Here is an 18,300-nt window from a genome sequence, read left to right on the forward strand (position 1 = left end):
GATTACTGCAATTAACTTATTGTTATTATTATCAATTTAGGTCTTTAATGGACTATGCTGGACTTACCAGCACAGTCATTAAATTAAAATTTGGTGCCCGGGGCCGGAATCGAACCGGCACGCCCCTTATTCAGGTAAGCGGCGGATTTTAAGTCCGCTGTGTCTACCAGTTTCACCACCCGGGCGCCATTCTGTCGCATTGGAGGCGGGGGTCGGAATCGAACCGGCGTACACGGCTTTGCAGGCCGCTGCATGACCACTCTGCCACCCCGCCAATGCTTGTTTGGCGTGTCACACACCAGCTTGTATGTGACTTTTTAACATCTAAAACTACAAAGGGAAGTTTGACGATATACGTTAACTTCCCTTTGGAAATTTGGAGCGGGAAACGAGACTCGAACTCGCGACCTCAACCTTGGCAAGGTTGCGCTCTACCAGCTGAGCTATTCCCGCACAATGTGATTTCTATTTAAAAGCTGGAGCGGGAAACGAGACTCGAACTCGCGACCTCAACCTTGGCAAGGTTGCGCTCTACCAGCTGAGCTATTCCCGCGCTTCAAAACAGAAGTGAAATTATAGGGTGATTATGATTTTACGTCAACCCCTTTTTATCATTTTTCATCATTTATTTTAAAAAATCACAAACCACCGTATGAATGTAGGCCAGATAAAAATATGTTAACCCCCAAAAATGCAAAACCTGTGATCACCAAACCAATGAGCGCCCAGTAGGCGCTGAACACACCACGCAAACCAGCCACCAAACGCAAATGCAACCATGCCGCATAGTTCAGCCAAACCACCAATGCCCAAGTTTCTTTTGGGTCCCAGCTCCAATATTTCCCCCATGCATCGGCCGCCCACAATGCGCCCAAAATGGTGGCAATGGTGAAAAACACGAAACCAACGGCGATGGACTTGTACATGATGTCATCCAGCACCTCAAAATCGGGCAACTTACTGGCCAAATGACGACGTGCCATTAAAATGGCTCCGATGATGACCAAACCCACAGCAAAGTAAATCGCCCAGTAAGTTGCCATGAACTGTACCCCACGGAACATCAGGGGTTCTGCAAACAACAGCGCCCCCAACACCCACAGCACAACCGTCGCCACACGGGTTTTACGTGCATATTGAGACATCAAGTCTTCTGTCGAGGACTCGTTTGTGTTGCTCACACGAAAAGCTTTTGGCAATGCATCATACGGCGTGCCCACGTATTTAATCAAATAGGCAAACGCGACCATCGCCGCCAATGAGAAGGTACCGTAACCAATGAAATTGGCGGGCACATGGATTTTCATCCACCATGACTGCAAAGCAGGAATCAACGGCTTGATCTCATGCGCGCCACGCGCCACGCTATACCACAACAAAAATCCAACGGACATACAGACCACCAGCAACACATAAGGGCCGAGCTGTTTCGTTTGATAATGGTTTTCATAATACAAATAAAAAGCCGTGGTCAACAATGAAAACAAAATAAACACTTCATAAAGATTGGAGACGGGGATGTGGCCGACGTCTGCTGCAATCAAATAACTTTCATGCCAACGCACCATCAATGCGGTTGAACCCAACACCAAAGCAGCGTACGCCAAACGTGAAGCCATCCAGCCCAAAGTGGGCTTATCAAAAAACACATTGACCCAATACATCACCGTCGCCAACACAAAGAGCACACTCATCCACATCACAGCGGGCTGCGAGGCCAGCATGTATTTCAGGCCGAATACAGCTTCACCACGCGCCAAGTCACCTTGATACAGGGCAACTGCAGACAAACTCAAAACGGCCACACACGCAAATACAATTTGCAACGGCCGCCAAAACCAGCCAATGGCAACCGCAGTCAATGCACCACCCATCAAGATGATCACCTCATAATAATCCATGAGGTCACGATTTTTCATGCCGCCATAAGCGAATAAGCCCAAGGTGGCCAAGGCATACAGCACATCCATTGCGTTCAAATGCCGCCACCATGCGGGTGGAGCATCAGCGGTATATCGACTTAAATCAATGGGTGTGGTGGTATTGGTTTTATGCATGATCGTCCTCGTGATCGCCTTTCGTGGGCATGTATTCGCTTGTGCGCTCTGAATGTTTCATGTTTGGATTGATCGCATGACACAATGTTTTCCAAGCGTGTTGATAATCAAATGTGCGGCGTGTGCTGCTCATCGCCAAAGTTAAATGCTGAACAGCACCATTCGGCTTGATGTGCAACCACACACGACGCTCACGGATAAAGGTCATGGCCAAAGTCCCCAACACAAGCATCAATGAACCACTGTAAACCCAAAACTGTCCTGGGGAACGTGTCATTTGTAAAACAGAGGCTTGCACCTGATCAAAGCCTTTGAGCTGAACAAACACAGGTGAACCGTAAGCAAACGCATCGGACAAACCGACCACGGCCAAACGCATGAACTTACCCGTATCAGGATTGTCCACCAAAACAGGCAAGCCATCGGCCTGACGTGCTGTTTGCAACAACTCCCACAAACTGCCTTCAAGTAAACGTGTCACGGTTTGCGCCACAGCATCCCGTTGATCTGCGGGTACTTTGGTTTGTAAAGACTCACCCACCGTTTGCAAGCCGCCTTGAGCAAATAAATTTAAAATCTCAGTTAAACTTTTCTCCAGCTCATCGCCTTTTAATGGGTTATTTTGCTGGGTTTCACGCATGCGTTTGGCATACAACTGAATGGCCTTTGTGCGCATGTCCGTGTTCGCCAAAGCAGCCCGCAACCGCATGAAATCGCCCATGCTTTGCTCCGCATCGGCAGGAATTCGCAAGTATAAGAAATCTTTATTCGGATCGGTGCGCACGCCACTCAAAAACACGGAAGCCCCATCCAAGGTCACAGGCACCATGTAGTTACGAAACTCCGTCGCTTGCCCAGCCTTATCCAATAACACAAACTGAATCACAGGCCCCACATTTTTTAATGTTTTCACCTTACTGGCTGGACTCATGGCATGTGCAAAAGCACTCGTTGTATCAATCGGCGCACCAGAAGCTTCTGCCAAATTCTCCACATTGATCGGCTTAAACTGGCGCCATTCAATCGTATAGGGCTCACCCGCAAAACTGATCGGCTGGTTTTTATACATGGTCGCATCAATGTTGGCAGGCTGTGCAACAGTGCCACTCAGAGGATAGACCGCCAATTGCAAACGTGAACCACCATCATCAAAACCAGCTTGATACACGGCAACGCCTTTATAACGCAATGGGTGATTCACCTCAATTGTTTGATTAAAACTTTCACCAGTGCTTTTATCCTGAACGGTCACTTCACTGGCAAACCGTTTGGGCATGCCCGTGCTGTAATAATCCACCATGAATTTATTCAAGCGCAGCACAAATGGCAAATCCTGCAACAAGTAATGGTCCTGATCATAGGCCAACGACACCACATCGGTCACCGCACCTTCAGGGATTTTAACATCACCACGGTAACTTAACGTATGGGTTGATAACACACCATCCGTTGGCACTTGAGCAAAAGACAAGGCATTGGCTTGAGGTTGTTTGCCGAACAAATGAACTTGAGCACGAATCGACAACTCGCTATCCATCAAACCGCCAATACAAATCACAATGATCGCCAGATGGGTCAAAATATAACCGATGCGGTTAAAACGCCCTCGTTTGGCAGCAATATAAACACCCGCCTCATTTTCTTGGGCACGCACCTGATAACCGTGTTTTTGCAATGCACGCACATTGCGTTGAGTCAAAACATCAAGCGATTCATTGCTTGTCCAATCGCTGTGCTCGGGCAAATGGCGCAAACTATTGGTGCGCGTGTGGTGCTTAAATGTACGCATGTCTTGCAACATTTTAGGCGTATTTCGAATCAAACACACACTGGTGGAAATCAGCAAAAAAACCAAGATAATCAAAAACCATGCTTGGTTATACACATCAAAAATACCCAACATGGCAAACCACTGTGCCCAAAACAAACCAAACTGGGTGATGTAATTCACCATCGGTTCATTTTGCTTGACCAGTGTACCAATGGCACTGGCAATCGCCAAAATGCTGAGCAAACTGATGGCCAAGCGCATGGATCCAAGAAAATCCCACAAACGGGCGCGCATTGAGGCTGTGGAGGAATTGTTTTGAGTCATTAAAATCAAACTAAAGTTGTCGATATTGGTGATAAACGGCCAAAAAAACAGCCCATGGGGCTGTCAAGTCTTAATTCAGCGCCCACTAGAAACATATAAAATACATCCATAAATCAAAGGTTTTGAGGTTTTATCGATTTAACCACTACACCTTTGCTTTTTAAATGCAACCTCATCCGACGGTAAATAATAAAAGGCTTTTTTGCATAAAATAATGGGCGGTGAAAAATCACCGCCCATTATTATAACCGCTATTGCAGTGCAATAGGTTAAACCGAAATTAACGTAAGCCAGCCATGTAATCCGCAACGGCGGCAATCTCTGTATCCGTCATGCGTTTCGCAATGTCTTGCATCGGCGCACTGTTTTTGCGCGCATCTTCACGGAATGCCTTCAACTGCACCACGAGATAATCAGAATACTGGCCACCCACACGTGGGTATTTTGCCATGATGCCTGCACCTGTAGGGCCATGGCAACCAGCACAAGCTGGTAAACTCTTACTGACCACACCACCACGGTAGATTTTTTCACCCAATTTCGACAACACTGGATCATCCTGTTTTGCCACATCAGGCGTCAATTTCTGAGCAGAGAACCACGCAGACAAGCTTTTCATGTCATCATCAGACAGAGCAGCCACTTGCCCGCCCATGGTGGATACTTTGATTTGACCCGTTGCACCATCAACCATGTTGGCACGTGCAGCTTCAGTCGCACCTTCAACGGCTTTAAAGTCGTGCAATTGTTTCAGTAAATACGCTTCATGTTGCCCCGCCAATTTCGGCTGCAAAGGCACAGTGCTGTTGCCATCGGCATTGTGGCATGATGCACAAATGCCCACAGCAATCGCTTGACCACGTTCCACACCAACAGGCATGCCTTGAACAGATTTGATGTCAAAAGTGGCGGCAACAGGGGCAGCAACAGCCGTCGCAGCAACAGGTGCTGCGGTAGTCGCTTCTGCCTTGGCCACGGCCGGCGCGTCTTTTTGCTGCGCAATGGCAACACCTGAAATAGCGGCAACGATGCCAACAGCGGCGAGTAAATAAGCGTAAGAACGTTTCATAGGGTATTCCCGTTTTATGTCTTCGGTGTAATGTGTCTTATATTCGGGTTTTTAACCGCAGTCCACCCTTTTGGGCAACTTAACTGGCAAAAAGCCTTCATAAACAGGTATCATTGTACCTCAAGACCATGTTAAAACCAAGGGTAATACAGGTCAAATTTATCAAATGCTTTGTGCATTTTTTATGTATCTTGCAAGTTTATTGAAAGTTTTTATGTCCATCCTGCATCACAGCACATTTTTCACCACCGTCAACCACATCAAAGATCTGCCCAAAAGCAATCACCCTGAAATTGCTTTTGCAGGCCGCTCGAATGCGGGTAAATCCAGTGCCATCAATGTGCTGTGCAATGAAAAGCGCTTGGCTTTTTCAAGTAATACACCAGGGCGCACGCAACACATCAACTATTTCACGGTCGGCCGCCGCGGTGAAACATTTGGCTACTTGGTCGACTTACCTGGCTATGGTTATGCCAAAACGCCAATGGATGTCAAAAACCATTGGAATGAGCTGCTTGGCATTTACATGCAAGAACGCGATCAACTCAAAGGCATGGTGTTGATGTGCGACATTCGCCGTGGCTTCACCGATTTGGATGTTGAAATGATCAATTGGTTTTCACCTTTGGCGAAACCCATTCACGTTTTGCTGACCAAATGCGACAAACTGTCTAAAAATGCAGCCAAACAAATGCTGTTTGCTGTTGAAAAGCAACTCAAAATGATGACGGGCGAATGGGGCACTGTTCAATTGTTTTCATCCACCAATCGTGTTGGTCTCGAAGAGGCAACTGAAGTGATTGCAGGTTGGATAGAGCAGCATCGCATTCATGCGCCAAGCGACGCCGAGTAAGGAACTCGATCAACAGCACGTGAATGAAGCACCTGTAAAAAGTCGACCGAAGTGCCCTTGAAAAATGCGCATTTCGCCCCATGTCCTTAAGATAAACTGCGCCATAAGACGTGATACACTGACGTCCAAAACACAATAATCACAACTAGGAAAAAACATGGTTCCCCACTTGCGCACCGCCCTTACAGGGGCTTTGTCTGACATCGAACACAAAATGCTGGCCGCAACACCCATGATTGAACGGTGGTTTCGCATGGAATGGCAGGAACACACCCCACCTTTTTACAGCTCGGTCGACTTGCGCAATGCAGGCTTTAAACTGGCGCCCGTGGACACCAATTTGTTTCCTGGCGGTTTCAATAATTTAGCCGAGGAAATGTTCCCCCTGGCCACCCAAGCGGCAATGGCGGCCATTGAAAAATACTGCCCAGATGCCAGAAATTTACTGATCATCCCTGAGCTGCACACACGCAACCCGTTTTACCTGCAAAATGTGGCGCAGCTGTCAAAAATCATGCGCTTGACGGGTTTGAATGTGCGCTTGGGCTCGCTCTCGAAAGACATCACGACACCAACAGCCATTAACTTACCCAATGGCGAGACTTTGACGCTTGAGCCACTCGAACGCAATGGACGCCGATTGACGTTAGACGGCGGTCGCTTTGACCCCTGTACCATTTTATTGAACAACGATTTGTCCGCAGGACAGCCCACCATTCTTGAAAACATCAAAGAGCAATTCCTGCTGCCCCCACTCCATGCAGGCTGGACAGTGCGCCGTAAATCGACACATTTCAAAGCCTACGACGATGTGGCCAAAAAATTCTCGAAAGCATTGGGCACAGACCCGTGGTTAATCAATCCGTATCACGCACATGCGAGCAACATCAATTTCAACGAACGCACGGGTGAAGATGAACTCGCACACACTGTGGAAGTGCTGCTCAAGAAAATCACAAAAAAATACAAAGAATATGGCATCACCGACAAGCCATTTTTAATCGTCAAAGCCGATGCAGGTACTTATGGCATGGGCATCATGACCGTTCGCAGCCCAGACGATGTGAAAGACTTGAATCGCAAGCAACGTAACAAAATGGCCGTGGTCAAAGATGGGCTTGAAGTGCATGATGTGCTCATCCAAGAAGGTGTACCGACCATCGAAACGCTGCACAACAGCACCGCTGAGCCTGTGGTCTACATGATTGATCGCTATGTGGTGGGTGGCTTCTATCGCATCAATGGCGAGCGTGGTGTGGATGAAAATTTAAACTCCGCGGGCATGCATTTTGAAACCATGCCATTCATTAAAGAATCCGAACGACGCGCAGATGATTTGGGCTTATTGCACAATCGATTCTACCCATACGGTGTCGTTGGGCGCTTGGCCATGCTCGCAGCTTCAATTGAGCTGGAAAAAACAGATCCAAATCCTGAAAATCAAATTGGTTAATCAAATCACTCAAACAAAGCCATCCTCGCCAACAGAAGGCTGATGTGAGGAAAATATTGCCCCCTCATTCAACACATTGAAAGCCCGTCATGCACATTCTATTCATTGCAGATCCGCTGAACACATTCAAAATTCACAAAGAAACCACTTATGCCATGATGCGCGCCGCACAAATGCGTGGTCACAACATATGGGCTTGCACATCCAACGCCCTTTTTGCAAAAGGCGATGTTCAAGCCAACGCCCAACACATTCAACTGCTCGAACATGCAGAACCAACACACTGGTTCGATGTCATCCAATCTGAAACCAAAGCACTACACAGCTTCGATGCCATCGTCATGCGCAAAGACCCACCTTTTGATGTCAATTACGTCACGGACACATGGCTGCTGGATGCCGCCGTGCGCCAAGGTGCGGTCGTATTCAATGCCCCCACAGCGATCCGCAATCACTCCGAAAAAGTTTCCATTTTAGAATTTCCAGAGCTCACCGCCCCCACGCTGATCAGCAGCGACAAAACCACACTGACCGCCTTTCACACCGAGCACAACGATGTTATTTTTAAACCACTCGACGGCATGGGCGGCTCAGGTATTTTTCGCATCACCAACGACGGCATGAATTTAGGCAGTGTGATTGAAATGCTGACTGAAAATGGCACGCGCCCCATCATGGCGCAACGGTTTTTGCCTTCGATTGCCGAAGGTGACAAACGCATCCTGCTCATCGGTGGTCAAGTCGTGCCCTACGCCCTCGCCCGCATCCCACAAAATGGCGAAGTCCGTGGCAACATGGCGGTCGGCGGCAAAGCCGTCGCCCAGCCCTTAAGCGAATCCGACTGGCGCATTGCCAATGCCATCGCCCCACTATTGTGGTCACGCGGGATTTTATTGACAGGCTTAGACGTCATCGGCGACTGCATCACCGAAATCAACGTCACCAGCCCAACGGGTTTTCAAGAAATTTTCAATCAAACGGGATTTGATGTGGCGGGTTTATTTGTTGAAATGCTTGAGCACGCGGCGCGGTAACTCATTCAACAAACCTTTAACCAAGACTTAAAAACTAATAAAATGACAATTACAGAACAACTTACATTAGCCACAACTATAATCACGCTAGTTTTGGCTGTAATAACAGGAATATATGCGTGGATAACATACAAGATATTACATGTAAACGAAGTAATGGTTTTAAGTATGAAAGCCCAACAAGACATACTAATACGAGCTTATATAGAAGTTTCAATATATATAAGCGCAAGTAATCATTTAATGTATTTAACAATTCAAAATACTGGAAAAACTGCTGCAACTAAACTGAAACTATCAATAGATAAAGATTTTTATAAGTTTGGTGATAACCGTACTGAATCAAATAATATTAGGGGCGCTGCCGCATTTCAAAATGAAATTGACAGCCTGCCCCCAAATAGCAAGCTCTCATTTATACTCGGAGATGCCGCTTCAATATACAAAGAAATAAACAATCCCCATCAAGAAAATAGCTCCCCCCTCACATTCAAAGTTTCTGCCATATACTCTTGTGGTGACTTAGAAAAAATAACTGAAATATCGTCAATAGATTTAAGACCTTACATAAACACAACAATCCAACACGATCCAATCGTGGAAGAGCTGAGAAAAATAACAGGTGTGCTAAAGAAGTCAAAAAAGTAACCAATCCAGCGCAGACACTCGATGAATTGCGATACCAATTCAACATTCCAAACAAAAAATCCCGCTCAATCACATTGAGCGGGATTTTTATATGGCTGTTTCGTTTATTAACGGCTTAAACTTAAAATGCCGAGGCATCATCCACCACGACCACCAGAACGACGTACGGCGGGCTTCGCGCCACCCGCACCACCACTGCGTTGCCCCGCAAATCCACCACCATTGGGGCGGCGTGCTTGGGGGCCTGCATTGCCTGCTGGACGCGGGGCAACGACATTTCGACCACCATTTGACTGACCGCCACGGCCTTGGCGTGGTTTTTGCAGAGGCTCGGGCTTAACTGTTAAATCAGGCTCAAAACCTGCGATGACCTGACGTGGTAATTCACGTTTAATCAATTTTTCAATGTCTTTGAGCAATTTCAACTCATCCACGCATACCAGTGAAATGGCTTCACCCGTTGCACCTGCACGACCTGTACGGCCGATGCGATGAACGTAATCTTCTGGGACATTGGGCAGGTCGTAATTGACCACGTGTGGCAATTGATCAATGTCAATGCCGCGTGCAGCGATGTCAGTGGCCACGAGGACTTGTAATTTGCTGTCTTTGAACTCACTCAAGGCTTTGGTGCGTGCACCTTGGCTTTTGTTGCCATGAATCGCCATGGCACTGATGCCACTGGTGGTCAATTGTTCAGCCAAACGGTTGGCACCATGCTTGGTGCGTGTGAACACAAGCACTTGAAACCAGTTGTTGGTCTTGATCAAGTGCTCCAGCACTTGGCGTTTTTTATCACGGTCGACAGGGTAAATGGTTTGTGCAATCACTTCAACGGTTGAATTGCGACGCGCCACTTCAATCATGGCGGGGTTATTCAACAAGCCATCGGCAAGGGTTTTAATTTCATCCGAAAAAGTCGCTGAGAACAACAGGTTTTGACGTTGCTTTGGCAACACTTTTAAAATGCGTTTGATGTCATGGATAAAGCCCATGTCAAGCATGCGATCGGCTTCATCAAGCACGAGGATTTCAACTTTCGACAAGTCAATGTTGCCCTGCTGATGATGGTCAAGCAAACGGCCTGGCGTGGCGACCAAAATGTCGATGCCTTTTTGGATTTGACGCACTTGCGGATTGATGTTGACACCACCAAACATGACCATGGACTTCAACGGTAAATATTTACCATAAATGTCAACGCTTTCAGCCACTTGAGCGGCCAATTCACGCGTCGGCGTGAGGATCAAAGCACGTGGTTTGGCGCTTTTACCACTGATGGTCGTAGAAAGCTTTTGCAACACAGGCAGGACAAAACCTGCCGTTTTACCTGTGCCTGTTTGTGCACCTGCAAGCAAGTCACCACCCGCGAGCACCGCTGGAATGGCTTGAGCTTGAATCGGTGTTGGCGTGTCGTAGCCATGCTCAGTGATGGCGCGCACGATGGTATCGGCGAGGCCGAGTTCTGTAAATTTCATTGTATTCTTTATTGGAATTCGCTCGCCGTGTCGTGTACGTCAGTCGCGGGCAAAGAGGTGTTACTGGAAAAAGAGGTTGGCGCGGGGACTGAATCAAGCGCCAAGGCAGTTAGTATAACAGAATAGTGCCAAAATAGCGCTTTATGCGCCCGCAACCCACTTTGCCTGCAATTGCTTGCTGGTTTGCTTATGCCCATCATGGCTCCAACCTGGTGGGGCAAAGACATAGCTCAAACGTTGTTTGATTGTTAAATTTGGCATGGTCGCATCCTGCCAAATGGCTTGAAACTCATGTGTGATGAGATTGGGAACGTTGCGATTGTCCACATCGGTCACCAAACCGTAATGAATCGGATTCGGATCCACACCTTCAGGCGCAAAGGTACCAAACAATTTATCCCAAAAAATCAATAACATGCCCATATTTTTATCCAAATAGGGTACATTCGATGCATGGTGGACACGGTGATGTGAAGGTGTGACCAGAATTTTTTCCAAGAACCCCAAACGATCCACTGCTCGCGTATGAATCACATTGCCATAAATTTGTGTCGCCGCATAAGCGAACATGATGTGCAAAGGTGTAAAGCCCAGCATGGCAATCGGAATGAAGTACACGTAGCGGTACAGTGGCTGAAACACCGATGAACGAAAACCTGTGGTCAGGTTAAAGTACAGTGAGTTGTGGTGTGTGACATGCACAGCCCATAAAAGACGCACACGATGATCCATGTAATGCTGCACATAATAGGCAAAGTCTTGCAACAGCACAAGCGCAACCCAATACAACCAAGGGTTGCTTATTTCGGTGATGCGATGCGCATACGCCCACGTCAACACCCAAAATGAGACCCCTTTCATCAACAGATCAAGTGAGAAATTGGTCAAAGCAAATGTTGCACTCGCAAAAGAATCGCTGGTGCGATACAAACTCAGCTGCCCGATGCTCGAATACAGCAATTCGGCAATGATGATCGCGGCAAAAAATGGCACGCTGTATTGATACAACACTTCTTGATTTAACCAGGCTGGCATATGCCCCTCAATGAAAAATCCGCCCACAGCACACAACAGCCATGAGCGGACACAAACACAGTGAAAATATTAAGCTTTTGGTGTGTGTGATGCGGGCTCGTCACCGTCGACAACATCATCCACTTTTTTGACCGCATCTTCAGCAGCCTCTTTCACATCATGAACCACATCGGATGTGACCTCTTTAACAGATTCAGTGACATCAGATGCTTCCTCCTTGGCGGTTTCAATTACATCTGACGTTGTTTTTTCAATCGAATCAATCACACCATCTTTCACCTCAACCACTTTTTCAGAGGCTTCTTTAAACGATGTTGAGTCAACATCGGTTGCACTTTCAGCAGCCACAGGTGCCACAATCGGTGAAGTCGGCGGCGTATTTTTGCTGGATTTATTGCGCTTCATCAAGTACAGCACCGCAGCAGCAATCAAACCAATGGCGAGTAAGATAAATAAGATTTTCCACAACAAACGGCTTTTGCTCACTTTGCTGGTGATCACATACGTGTCTTTACCTGCGATGTCGATGAAATTCACACTCACTGTATTGTCTTTGACGTCTTTTGCAGCAACACCATCGACCGTCAACACTTCAGCAGGCAAAGTCAAGTTCATCGACAAAGCCATGCCCATTTGCTTATAAGTTGCGGCTTGATCAACGGCAACGGGCACCAAGCCTTTTTGCAACATCATGCTGGCTGGGTCAGTCGCTGCGGCATCATTTTTCGTTGGGTTCAAATCAGCCACTGTTTTGAACAATTGAATGGCATCAACAGACACTTGGTTTTTATCTTTATCCAAAATCACGCCATTGCTGGCATCACCCATGAACTCACCTGACACAATGAATTTACCTGGAGAAACATCTTTGCATTTGAGCTCTTTGGTGAGTTTTTCATTCATTTTATCGCAGCTCAAGCTTTTGGCTATGTCGCCACCATCTTTGCTCATCTGCTGTAAAGTGGGTAAAACTTTGGTCATGTCATAAGTGGTGCTGAATGCAACTTTTGCCTCGCTGCTGACTTTGGTGTCCGATTTAATTTCAATACACGCAGACAAAGCCATGACCGCCAAAGACGTCACAACCACTTTTCCCCACAACATCATTTTTTTCGTTTTCATCACTCACCCCTTGTGTAAAAGCATGTTATCGTTAAACTATTGATCCTCACGTCGCACAATATAATGCGCGATGTGGCCATCTTCTTGTATTTGCGCTTTAAGCGCGTGACCCGTTTGTTGAGCGAAAAGAGCCAAATCGGTCACTGCGGCCTTGTCTGTTGTGAGCACTTTCAGCAACTGCCCACCCGTCATTTTAGCCAATGCTTTTTTTGTACGCAAAATGGGCAAGGGGCAATTCATACCACGCACATCTTCAGTATGCGCGACGATTCCATCCAACACCACCAACACAGCCGCATCCACCACCAACATAATCCATCCCCATTTTTACCAAAAAAAACACAAAGCCAGCACATGTGCTTAATTCACACATATAAGCTGCATTATGCCGCAACTTTTGTCAAAAAAGCCAGTATATGCACACCAAAATGACACTTAAAAATTATTTCTTGATCAAAGCCAAAACCAAACCCAAGCAAACAGTAGCCATACCGAACCATTGATAAACCTGCACATGCTCACCCACCAAAACCAAAGCCCACACAATACTGAACACTGGAATGAGGTTAATGAAATATCCCGCGCGAATCGCGCCTGCGTTTTTCACCCCATAATTCCAAAAGAATGTCGCCGCAATCGATGCAAACACCGACATGTATACAATTTGCCAAAACACTTCGGACCACGGCACATCAACAGCGGTCGAACCGCCCGCCAACACATTTAAACCCAACCACACGCTCGTGCACACGGCTCCCAAGATAAAAAACACTTGCATGAAAGCAAAAGGATGCGCTTTCGGTATAAAACGTAAAAACACCGTGTACAGCGAATAAGAGACCACGCCCGCAAACACATACACATCGCCCATGTGTAAAGCCAAATGGCTCAACGCCCCCCAATCACCACGCAAGGCAATTTGCAGCACACCCAACATCGACAGCAACGCACCCAACCACTGCCAACGGGTGATGCGCTCATGCAACAACACTGCGGACAACACACCCAGCACAGCAGGTGTGGTTGCGTTAATCAAAGCAGCATTGACAATTGACGTGCTGCGTAAACCAAGGTAAAGAAAAGAATTGTAACCCATCGCCCCCGTCAGCCCAAAACCCAGTACCCGCCAGCGTTGTGCCCACAAAATCGGCCAATCTCGTTTCAAATGCCCCCATGCAAAAGGTGCAAACAGCATCGCTGCCAGTGCCCAACGCAATGCATTGAGCAACAAAGGCGGCACATGGGTCACGGTCAACTTGCCCAACACGGTGTTACCCGACCAAAACAGCGGTGGCAACACCAAAGCCCATAAGGCCAAGCGGAGGTTTTTATTTTGAAGGGTCATGGTTTATATTGTGGAGTTTGTAAACAATCCAATGTTTCTGGCTTATGGTTTCATGTTGATTTTTATTGGTTTTGCGTAGGGCAAAGGCACGGCATGGGGCGGTACTCAAAGTTTCCAAATCCCAACAAGCGAAAAATAAGGTTTTACTTTGCAATTGACTATAAAATTGTAAAAAACACATTTTTTTTAGTGCTTGTCATGGCAAGTGATGTCACCAAAAGCATTTTTGCGCGGAAAGCCGCGCAAAAATTAAGGTGATGATGTTAAAAACAAGGTGAATATTTAGGCGATTTTTTCAATCGGTGCTGGAATCATTGGGAAGCCCAATGCCTCGCGCGACTCATAGTACGCCTGCGCCACTGAGCGCGATAGATTGCGAATGCGGCCAATATAAGCGGCTCGCTCCGTCACCGAAATCGCACCACGCGCATCCAGCAGATTGAATGTGTGTGCCGCTTTCAATACTTGCTCATACGCAGGCAAAGCCAATTTACGCGCACCTTCAATCGCCTCATTTGTACCGGGGTTCGTTCCCATCAACACTTTCGCCTCGCGCTCGTACTCGGCAAAATGACGAAACAGCACTTCGGCATTTGACATTTCAAAGTTGTATGTCGACTGCTCCACTTCATTTTGATGAAACACATCGCCGTAGGTCAATTCGCGCGTCACACCGTTTTCTTCCCAGCGCGTCCAAACGAGGTCATACACGTTTTCAACCTGCTGCAAGTACATCGCCAGCCGCTCAATGCCATAGGTGATTTCACCCAAAACAGGCTTGCAATCAATGCCGCCGACCTGTTGAAAATAGGTAAATTGCGTCACTTCCATGCCGTTCAACCACACTTCCCAACCCAAGCCCCACGCGCCGAGCGTCGGATTTTCCCAGTCATCTTCAACGAAACGCACGTCGTTGGTTTCCAAGTCCAAGCCCAAAGCTTTCAAAGAACCCAAATACAGTTCCAAAATATTTTCAGGGGCGGGTTTGAGCACCACTTGATATTGGTAATAATGCTGCATCCGATTCGGGTTTTCACCATAACGACCATCCTTTGGACGGCGTGAAGGCTGCACATACGCGGCGCGCCAATGCTCAGGGCCAATCGCACGCAAGAAGGTTGCTGTGTGACTCGTGCCCGCCCCAACCTCCAAGTCGTATGGCTGCAACAAAGCGCAACCTTGTGCGCTCCAATAATTTTGTAAAGCTAAAATAGTTTCTTGAAATGTTAAAGCCGTTGACATAAGGGTCTTTCGCAGGGTGTCAAATAAAATCGTATTGTACCGTTTCCAGCGGTAAAACCCAAGTGTTGCGGACATCCTCTTAAAAAAGAGGGCATCAACGCAATGGCATCACATCACACGAACACCACCAACGCGGCCATCGCACCATGCGCACCCATGACCAAGCTTTGCTCGATGTCTGCTGTGCGCGATGAACCTGCGATGAAGCTGCCGAAACCGCGTTCTTCAATTTTTATCTGTGCATAGGCATCGCGCATGGTGTGCACCATGCGCTCACGCGGAACGACCATGACCAAACGTTGGCATAAAAAGTACAAAGAACGGCAATCAAGGTTCGCGTTGCTGACCCAGACCGAGGCATTTTCGGCGACCGCCAATTGACCGGCAACAATGGCGATATCGACATTTTGATGGTCATGAGGACTTTGCGATTGAGCTTGCAGTTCAGTGTGTGATTGTCCAGCGTTGTTGCCCTCCAGCAAATTCACAATCCGCCCTTGCCCTGCATCAGGCCAATGTGCTTTCACCGCATCCAATACACTTTGACCTTCATTCACATACACGGCGCAGCCACCCAGTGTTTCAACCAAGGTCGAAAATTGCTGATGTGGGTCATCGTAGTGCACAAAGACTGGCGCATGAATATCTGGCAATTCAACAGGGGCGGGGCGATTGGCACGAATGGTGTTTAAAATCTGTTCACGACTGCTCATTTTTTATCTCCCTGCACTCTTTTCCGCATGATGTCTTTGAAGCTGTCTTTGGGCATGTCGGGCGTGGCACGACCGTATTTGTGCCACGCTGAGTTTTTCAGTAAGGCTTCGGGCACAATCGGAATGATGGTGCGCTGAACTTTGCCTGCAAAATCAAACAATGCGGGGTGTTTCATCATGAAACCTGCCGTTTGAATCGCCCATTTTTTGAGCCTTGGCACAGCATTGGCATCGAATGCTTTGGCGCGCTGGCCAACAAGTTGCTCATGCAGGTTGATTTTCACAGGGCATACATTGCTGCATGAGCCACAGGTGGTACAGGCGAAAGCCATGCTGGCGTGTTTTTTGATGTCGCGCGAAGGTCCAAGGGTCGAACCGATCGGGCCTGGAATGATGTAGCTGTAGCTCATGCCCGATGAACGGCGATAGACAGGGCAAGTGTTCATGCACGCGCCGCAGCGAATGCATTGCAAGCTTTTGCGAAACTCGCTGCTGCCCAAAATCGCACTGCGGCCGTTGTCGACAATCACGATGTGCATCTCACCGCCCTGCCGTGCTTGGTGAAAATGTGAGGTGTATGTGGTGATCGGCGAACCAATGGCAGAGCGTGCCAATAAACGTGTAAAAATGCCCAAGTGCTCCATTTTAGGAATGATTTTTTCAATGCCCATGCTGGAAATATGAATCGGTGGCAAGCTCACGCCAAGGTCGGCATTGCCCTCATTCGTACAGACCACCACGCCACCGGTCTCAGCAATGGCGAAGTTCACACCCGTCATGCCTGCATCTGCGGTCAAGAAATGTTCACGTAAATTGGCGCGGGCAGCGTGCGTGAGGTAAGTCGGATCGCTGTTGCCATGCTCCGTGCCCATTTCTTTTTCAAACAACTCACCGATTTGCTCTTTTTTCAAATGAATCGCAGGCATGACAATGTGGCTGGGTCGTTCGTGGCGCAGCTGCACAATCCGTTCGCCCAAATCGGTGTCGATGACCTCTATGCCACGCGCTTCAAGGTAAGGATTGAGGCCGCACTCTTCGGTCAACATGGATTTGGATTTGACCAATTTTTTCACATGTGCTGCGGCCAAAATGCCATGCACGATGGTGTTGTGCTCCTGTGCATCTTGGGCAAAATGCACGGTTACGCCATTGCTTTTGGCTTTATTGGCAAATTCAGCAAGGTATTCATCCAAACGCGACAATGTGTGTGCTTTGATCTGATCCGCCAAGGCACGCAGCTGTTCCCATTCAGGTAATTTTTCCGCTTGCGCATCACGTTTTTTGCGCACCCACCACACGGCCGAATCATGCCAACGGGCGTGTGGGCGGTCTTGCAAAAACTCAGCGGCGGCTTGTGGGTGCTTGATGTCATCGTCATGCATGTCACTCTCCCCGTCCCGTTAAGATTTCGACAATATGACGCGCACGCATCGGTGTGTTTTGTGCTTTGGCGATCGCACCCATGTGCATCAAGCACGATGAGTCTGCACCCACGATGTATGTTGCCCCTGTGGCTTGGTGTTGCGCCACGCGGTCTTGCCCCATCGCCACCGACACGGCGGGCTCATCCATGCAAAACGTGCCGCCGAAACCGCAACACTCATCAACGCGTTCGGGCGTTTTGACCACGATGCCATCCACCAAAGTTAAAATCGAAGCCAAGCGCGAGTGATACGGCAGTTGCAGTTCAGATGGCATCGCATGGTGCAAAGCGCGTAAACCATGACAGCTTTGATGAATCGACACGGTGTGCGGAAAAGACACTGCTTTCGGTAAGCGCGTGACGTTTAAAACCTCTTGCAGAAACTCAATGATTTCATAGGTCTTCACTGCCACAGCCACGTAATTTGGATCAAGCTTTGATGCTTTTGTGGCGTATTTTTTGATGTGCGCCACACAGCTGCCCGACGGTGCAACGATGTAATCGTAGCCCTTAAATACGTTCGCAAAATGCGCTTCGGCTTGACACGCCCCTTTTAAATCGCCATTGTTCACCAACGGCTGACCGCAGCAGGTTTGTGCGAGTGGGTATTCGACTTCAATACCGTAACCTTCGAGCAATTCCAAACTCGCCATCGCCACATCGGGATACAACTCATTGACATAGCATGAAATAAATAAAGCGACTTTCATGTGATTTCCTTGTTATTTTAAAT

16 protein-coding genes and 4 tRNA genes are annotated in these 18,300 nt (G+C 47.8%); 4 read left to right on the forward strand and 16 right to left on the reverse strand.

Annotation, left to right across the window (positions count from 1 at the left end):
- Positions 1-91 precede the first annotated feature (91 nt).
- The 7 genes from DTO96_RS10435 to DTO96_RS10465 all read right to left on the reverse strand — a co-directional run bounded on the left by DTO96_RS10435 (position 92) and on the right by DTO96_RS10465 (position 5,221).
- Positions 92-185 (reverse strand) — tRNA-Leu (locus tag DTO96_RS10435).
- A 15-nt stretch (positions 186-200) separates the two neighbouring features.
- A tRNA-Cys gene (locus DTO96_RS10440) sits at positions 201-274 on the reverse strand.
- A 103-nt stretch (positions 275-377) separates the two neighbouring features.
- Positions 378-453 (reverse strand) — tRNA-Gly (locus tag DTO96_RS10445).
- 24 nt (positions 454-477) lie between these two features.
- Positions 478-553 (reverse strand) — tRNA-Gly (locus tag DTO96_RS10450).
- Between the two features lie 85 nt (positions 554-638).
- Positions 639-1,970, reverse strand: a complete 1,332-nt coding sequence (gene ccsB, locus DTO96_RS10455; RefSeq protein WP_225972603.1) for a c-type cytochrome biogenesis protein CcsB — start codon at positions 1,968-1,970, stop codon at positions 639-641.
- Positions 1,971-2,049: 79 nt separating this feature from the next.
- Complete coding sequence (locus DTO96_RS10460; RefSeq protein ID WP_114563440.1) at positions 2,050-4,152, reverse strand: cytochrome c biogenesis protein ResB; 2,103 nt, start codon at positions 4,150-4,152, stop codon at positions 2,050-2,052.
- Between the two features lie 280 nt (positions 4,153-4,432).
- The gene (locus tag DTO96_RS10465) at positions 4,433-5,221 is read right to left on the reverse strand and encodes a c-type cytochrome (RefSeq protein ID WP_114563441.1); all 789 of its coding nucleotides are present in this window, start codon (positions 5,219-5,221) and stop codon (positions 4,433-4,435) included.
- A gap of 214 nt (positions 5,222-5,435) precedes the next feature.
- Here DTO96_RS10465 and yihA point away from each other — a divergent pair, with 214 nt between their 5' ends.
- The 4 genes from yihA to DTO96_RS10485 all read left to right on the forward strand — a co-directional run bounded on the left by yihA (position 5,436) and on the right by DTO96_RS10485 (position 9,209).
- Complete coding sequence (yihA, locus tag DTO96_RS10470) at positions 5,436-6,074, forward strand: ribosome biogenesis GTP-binding protein YihA/YsxC (protein WP_114563442.1); 639 nt, start codon at positions 5,436-5,438, stop codon at positions 6,072-6,074.
- Between the two features lie 157 nt (positions 6,075-6,231).
- Complete coding sequence (gene gshA, locus DTO96_RS10475) at positions 6,232-7,527, forward strand: glutamate--cysteine ligase (protein WP_114563443.1); 1,296 nt, start codon at positions 6,232-6,234, stop codon at positions 7,525-7,527.
- 89 nt (positions 7,528-7,616) lie between these two features.
- Positions 7,617-8,561: a glutathione synthase gene (gene gshB, locus DTO96_RS10480; protein ID WP_114563444.1), complete on the forward strand. Its 945-nt coding sequence runs from the start codon at positions 7,617-7,619 to the stop codon at positions 8,559-8,561.
- A gap of 42 nt (positions 8,562-8,603) precedes the next feature.
- A complete protein-coding gene (locus DTO96_RS10485) occupies positions 8,604-9,209 on the forward strand; it encodes a DUF8453 domain-containing protein (RefSeq protein WP_114563445.1) in 606 nt (201 codons plus the stop codon).
- Between the two features lie 137 nt (positions 9,210-9,346).
- Here DTO96_RS10485 and DTO96_RS10490 read toward each other — a convergent pair whose 3' ends face one another.
- From DTO96_RS10490 to DTO96_RS10530, 9 genes are all read right to left on the reverse strand, one after another.
- Positions 9,347-10,687, reverse strand: a complete 1,341-nt coding sequence (locus tag DTO96_RS10490) for a DEAD/DEAH box helicase (protein WP_114563446.1) — start codon at positions 10,685-10,687, stop codon at positions 9,347-9,349.
- 141 nt (positions 10,688-10,828) lie between these two features.
- Entirely contained in the window at positions 10,829-11,722 is an 894-nt protein-coding gene (locus DTO96_RS10495) for a sterol desaturase family protein (RefSeq protein ID WP_114563447.1), read from the reverse strand.
- Between the two features lie 69 nt (positions 11,723-11,791).
- Positions 11,792-12,844: a hypothetical protein gene (locus tag DTO96_RS10500; protein WP_114563448.1), complete on the reverse strand. Its 1,053-nt coding sequence runs from the start codon at positions 12,842-12,844 to the stop codon at positions 11,792-11,794.
- A gap of 36 nt (positions 12,845-12,880) precedes the next feature.
- Positions 12,881-13,156, reverse strand: a complete 276-nt coding sequence (locus tag DTO96_RS10505; protein ID WP_114563449.1) for a sulfurtransferase TusA family protein — start codon at positions 13,154-13,156, stop codon at positions 12,881-12,883.
- Positions 13,157-13,286: 130 nt separating this feature from the next.
- Positions 13,287-14,189: a DMT family transporter gene (locus tag DTO96_RS10510; protein ID WP_114563450.1), complete on the reverse strand. Its 903-nt coding sequence runs from the start codon at positions 14,187-14,189 to the stop codon at positions 13,287-13,289.
- A gap of 282 nt (positions 14,190-14,471) precedes the next feature.
- Positions 14,472-15,431 carry a glycine--tRNA ligase subunit alpha gene (glyQ, locus tag DTO96_RS10515; protein ID WP_114563451.1) on the reverse strand — a complete coding sequence of 320 codons (960 nt, stop codon included), beginning with the start codon at positions 15,429-15,431 and terminating at the stop codon, positions 14,472-14,474.
- A 113-nt stretch (positions 15,432-15,544) separates the two neighbouring features.
- The gene (locus DTO96_RS10520) at positions 15,545-16,144 is read right to left on the reverse strand and encodes a LutC/YkgG family protein (RefSeq protein WP_114563452.1); all 600 of its coding nucleotides are present in this window, start codon (positions 16,142-16,144) and stop codon (positions 15,545-15,547) included.
- Positions 16,141-17,526, reverse strand: coding sequence for a lactate utilization protein B (locus DTO96_RS10525; RefSeq protein WP_114563453.1), 1,386 nt, complete (start codon positions 17,524-17,526; stop codon positions 16,141-16,143). The genes DTO96_RS10520 and DTO96_RS10525 overlap by 4 nt, the downstream gene beginning before the upstream one ends.
- 1 nt (position 17,527) lies before the next feature.
- Positions 17,528-18,277 (reverse strand): (Fe-S)-binding protein, encoded by a 750-nt coding sequence (locus DTO96_RS10530; RefSeq protein WP_114563454.1) that lies wholly within the window; start codon positions 18,275-18,277, stop codon positions 17,528-17,530.
- Positions 18,278-18,300: the final 23 nt, after the last annotated feature.

It is taken from the genome of Ephemeroptericola cinctiostellae, assembly GCF_003339525.1.
Classification (GTDB): domain Bacteria; phylum Pseudomonadota; class Gammaproteobacteria; order Burkholderiales; family Burkholderiaceae; genus Hydromonas; species Hydromonas cinctiostellae.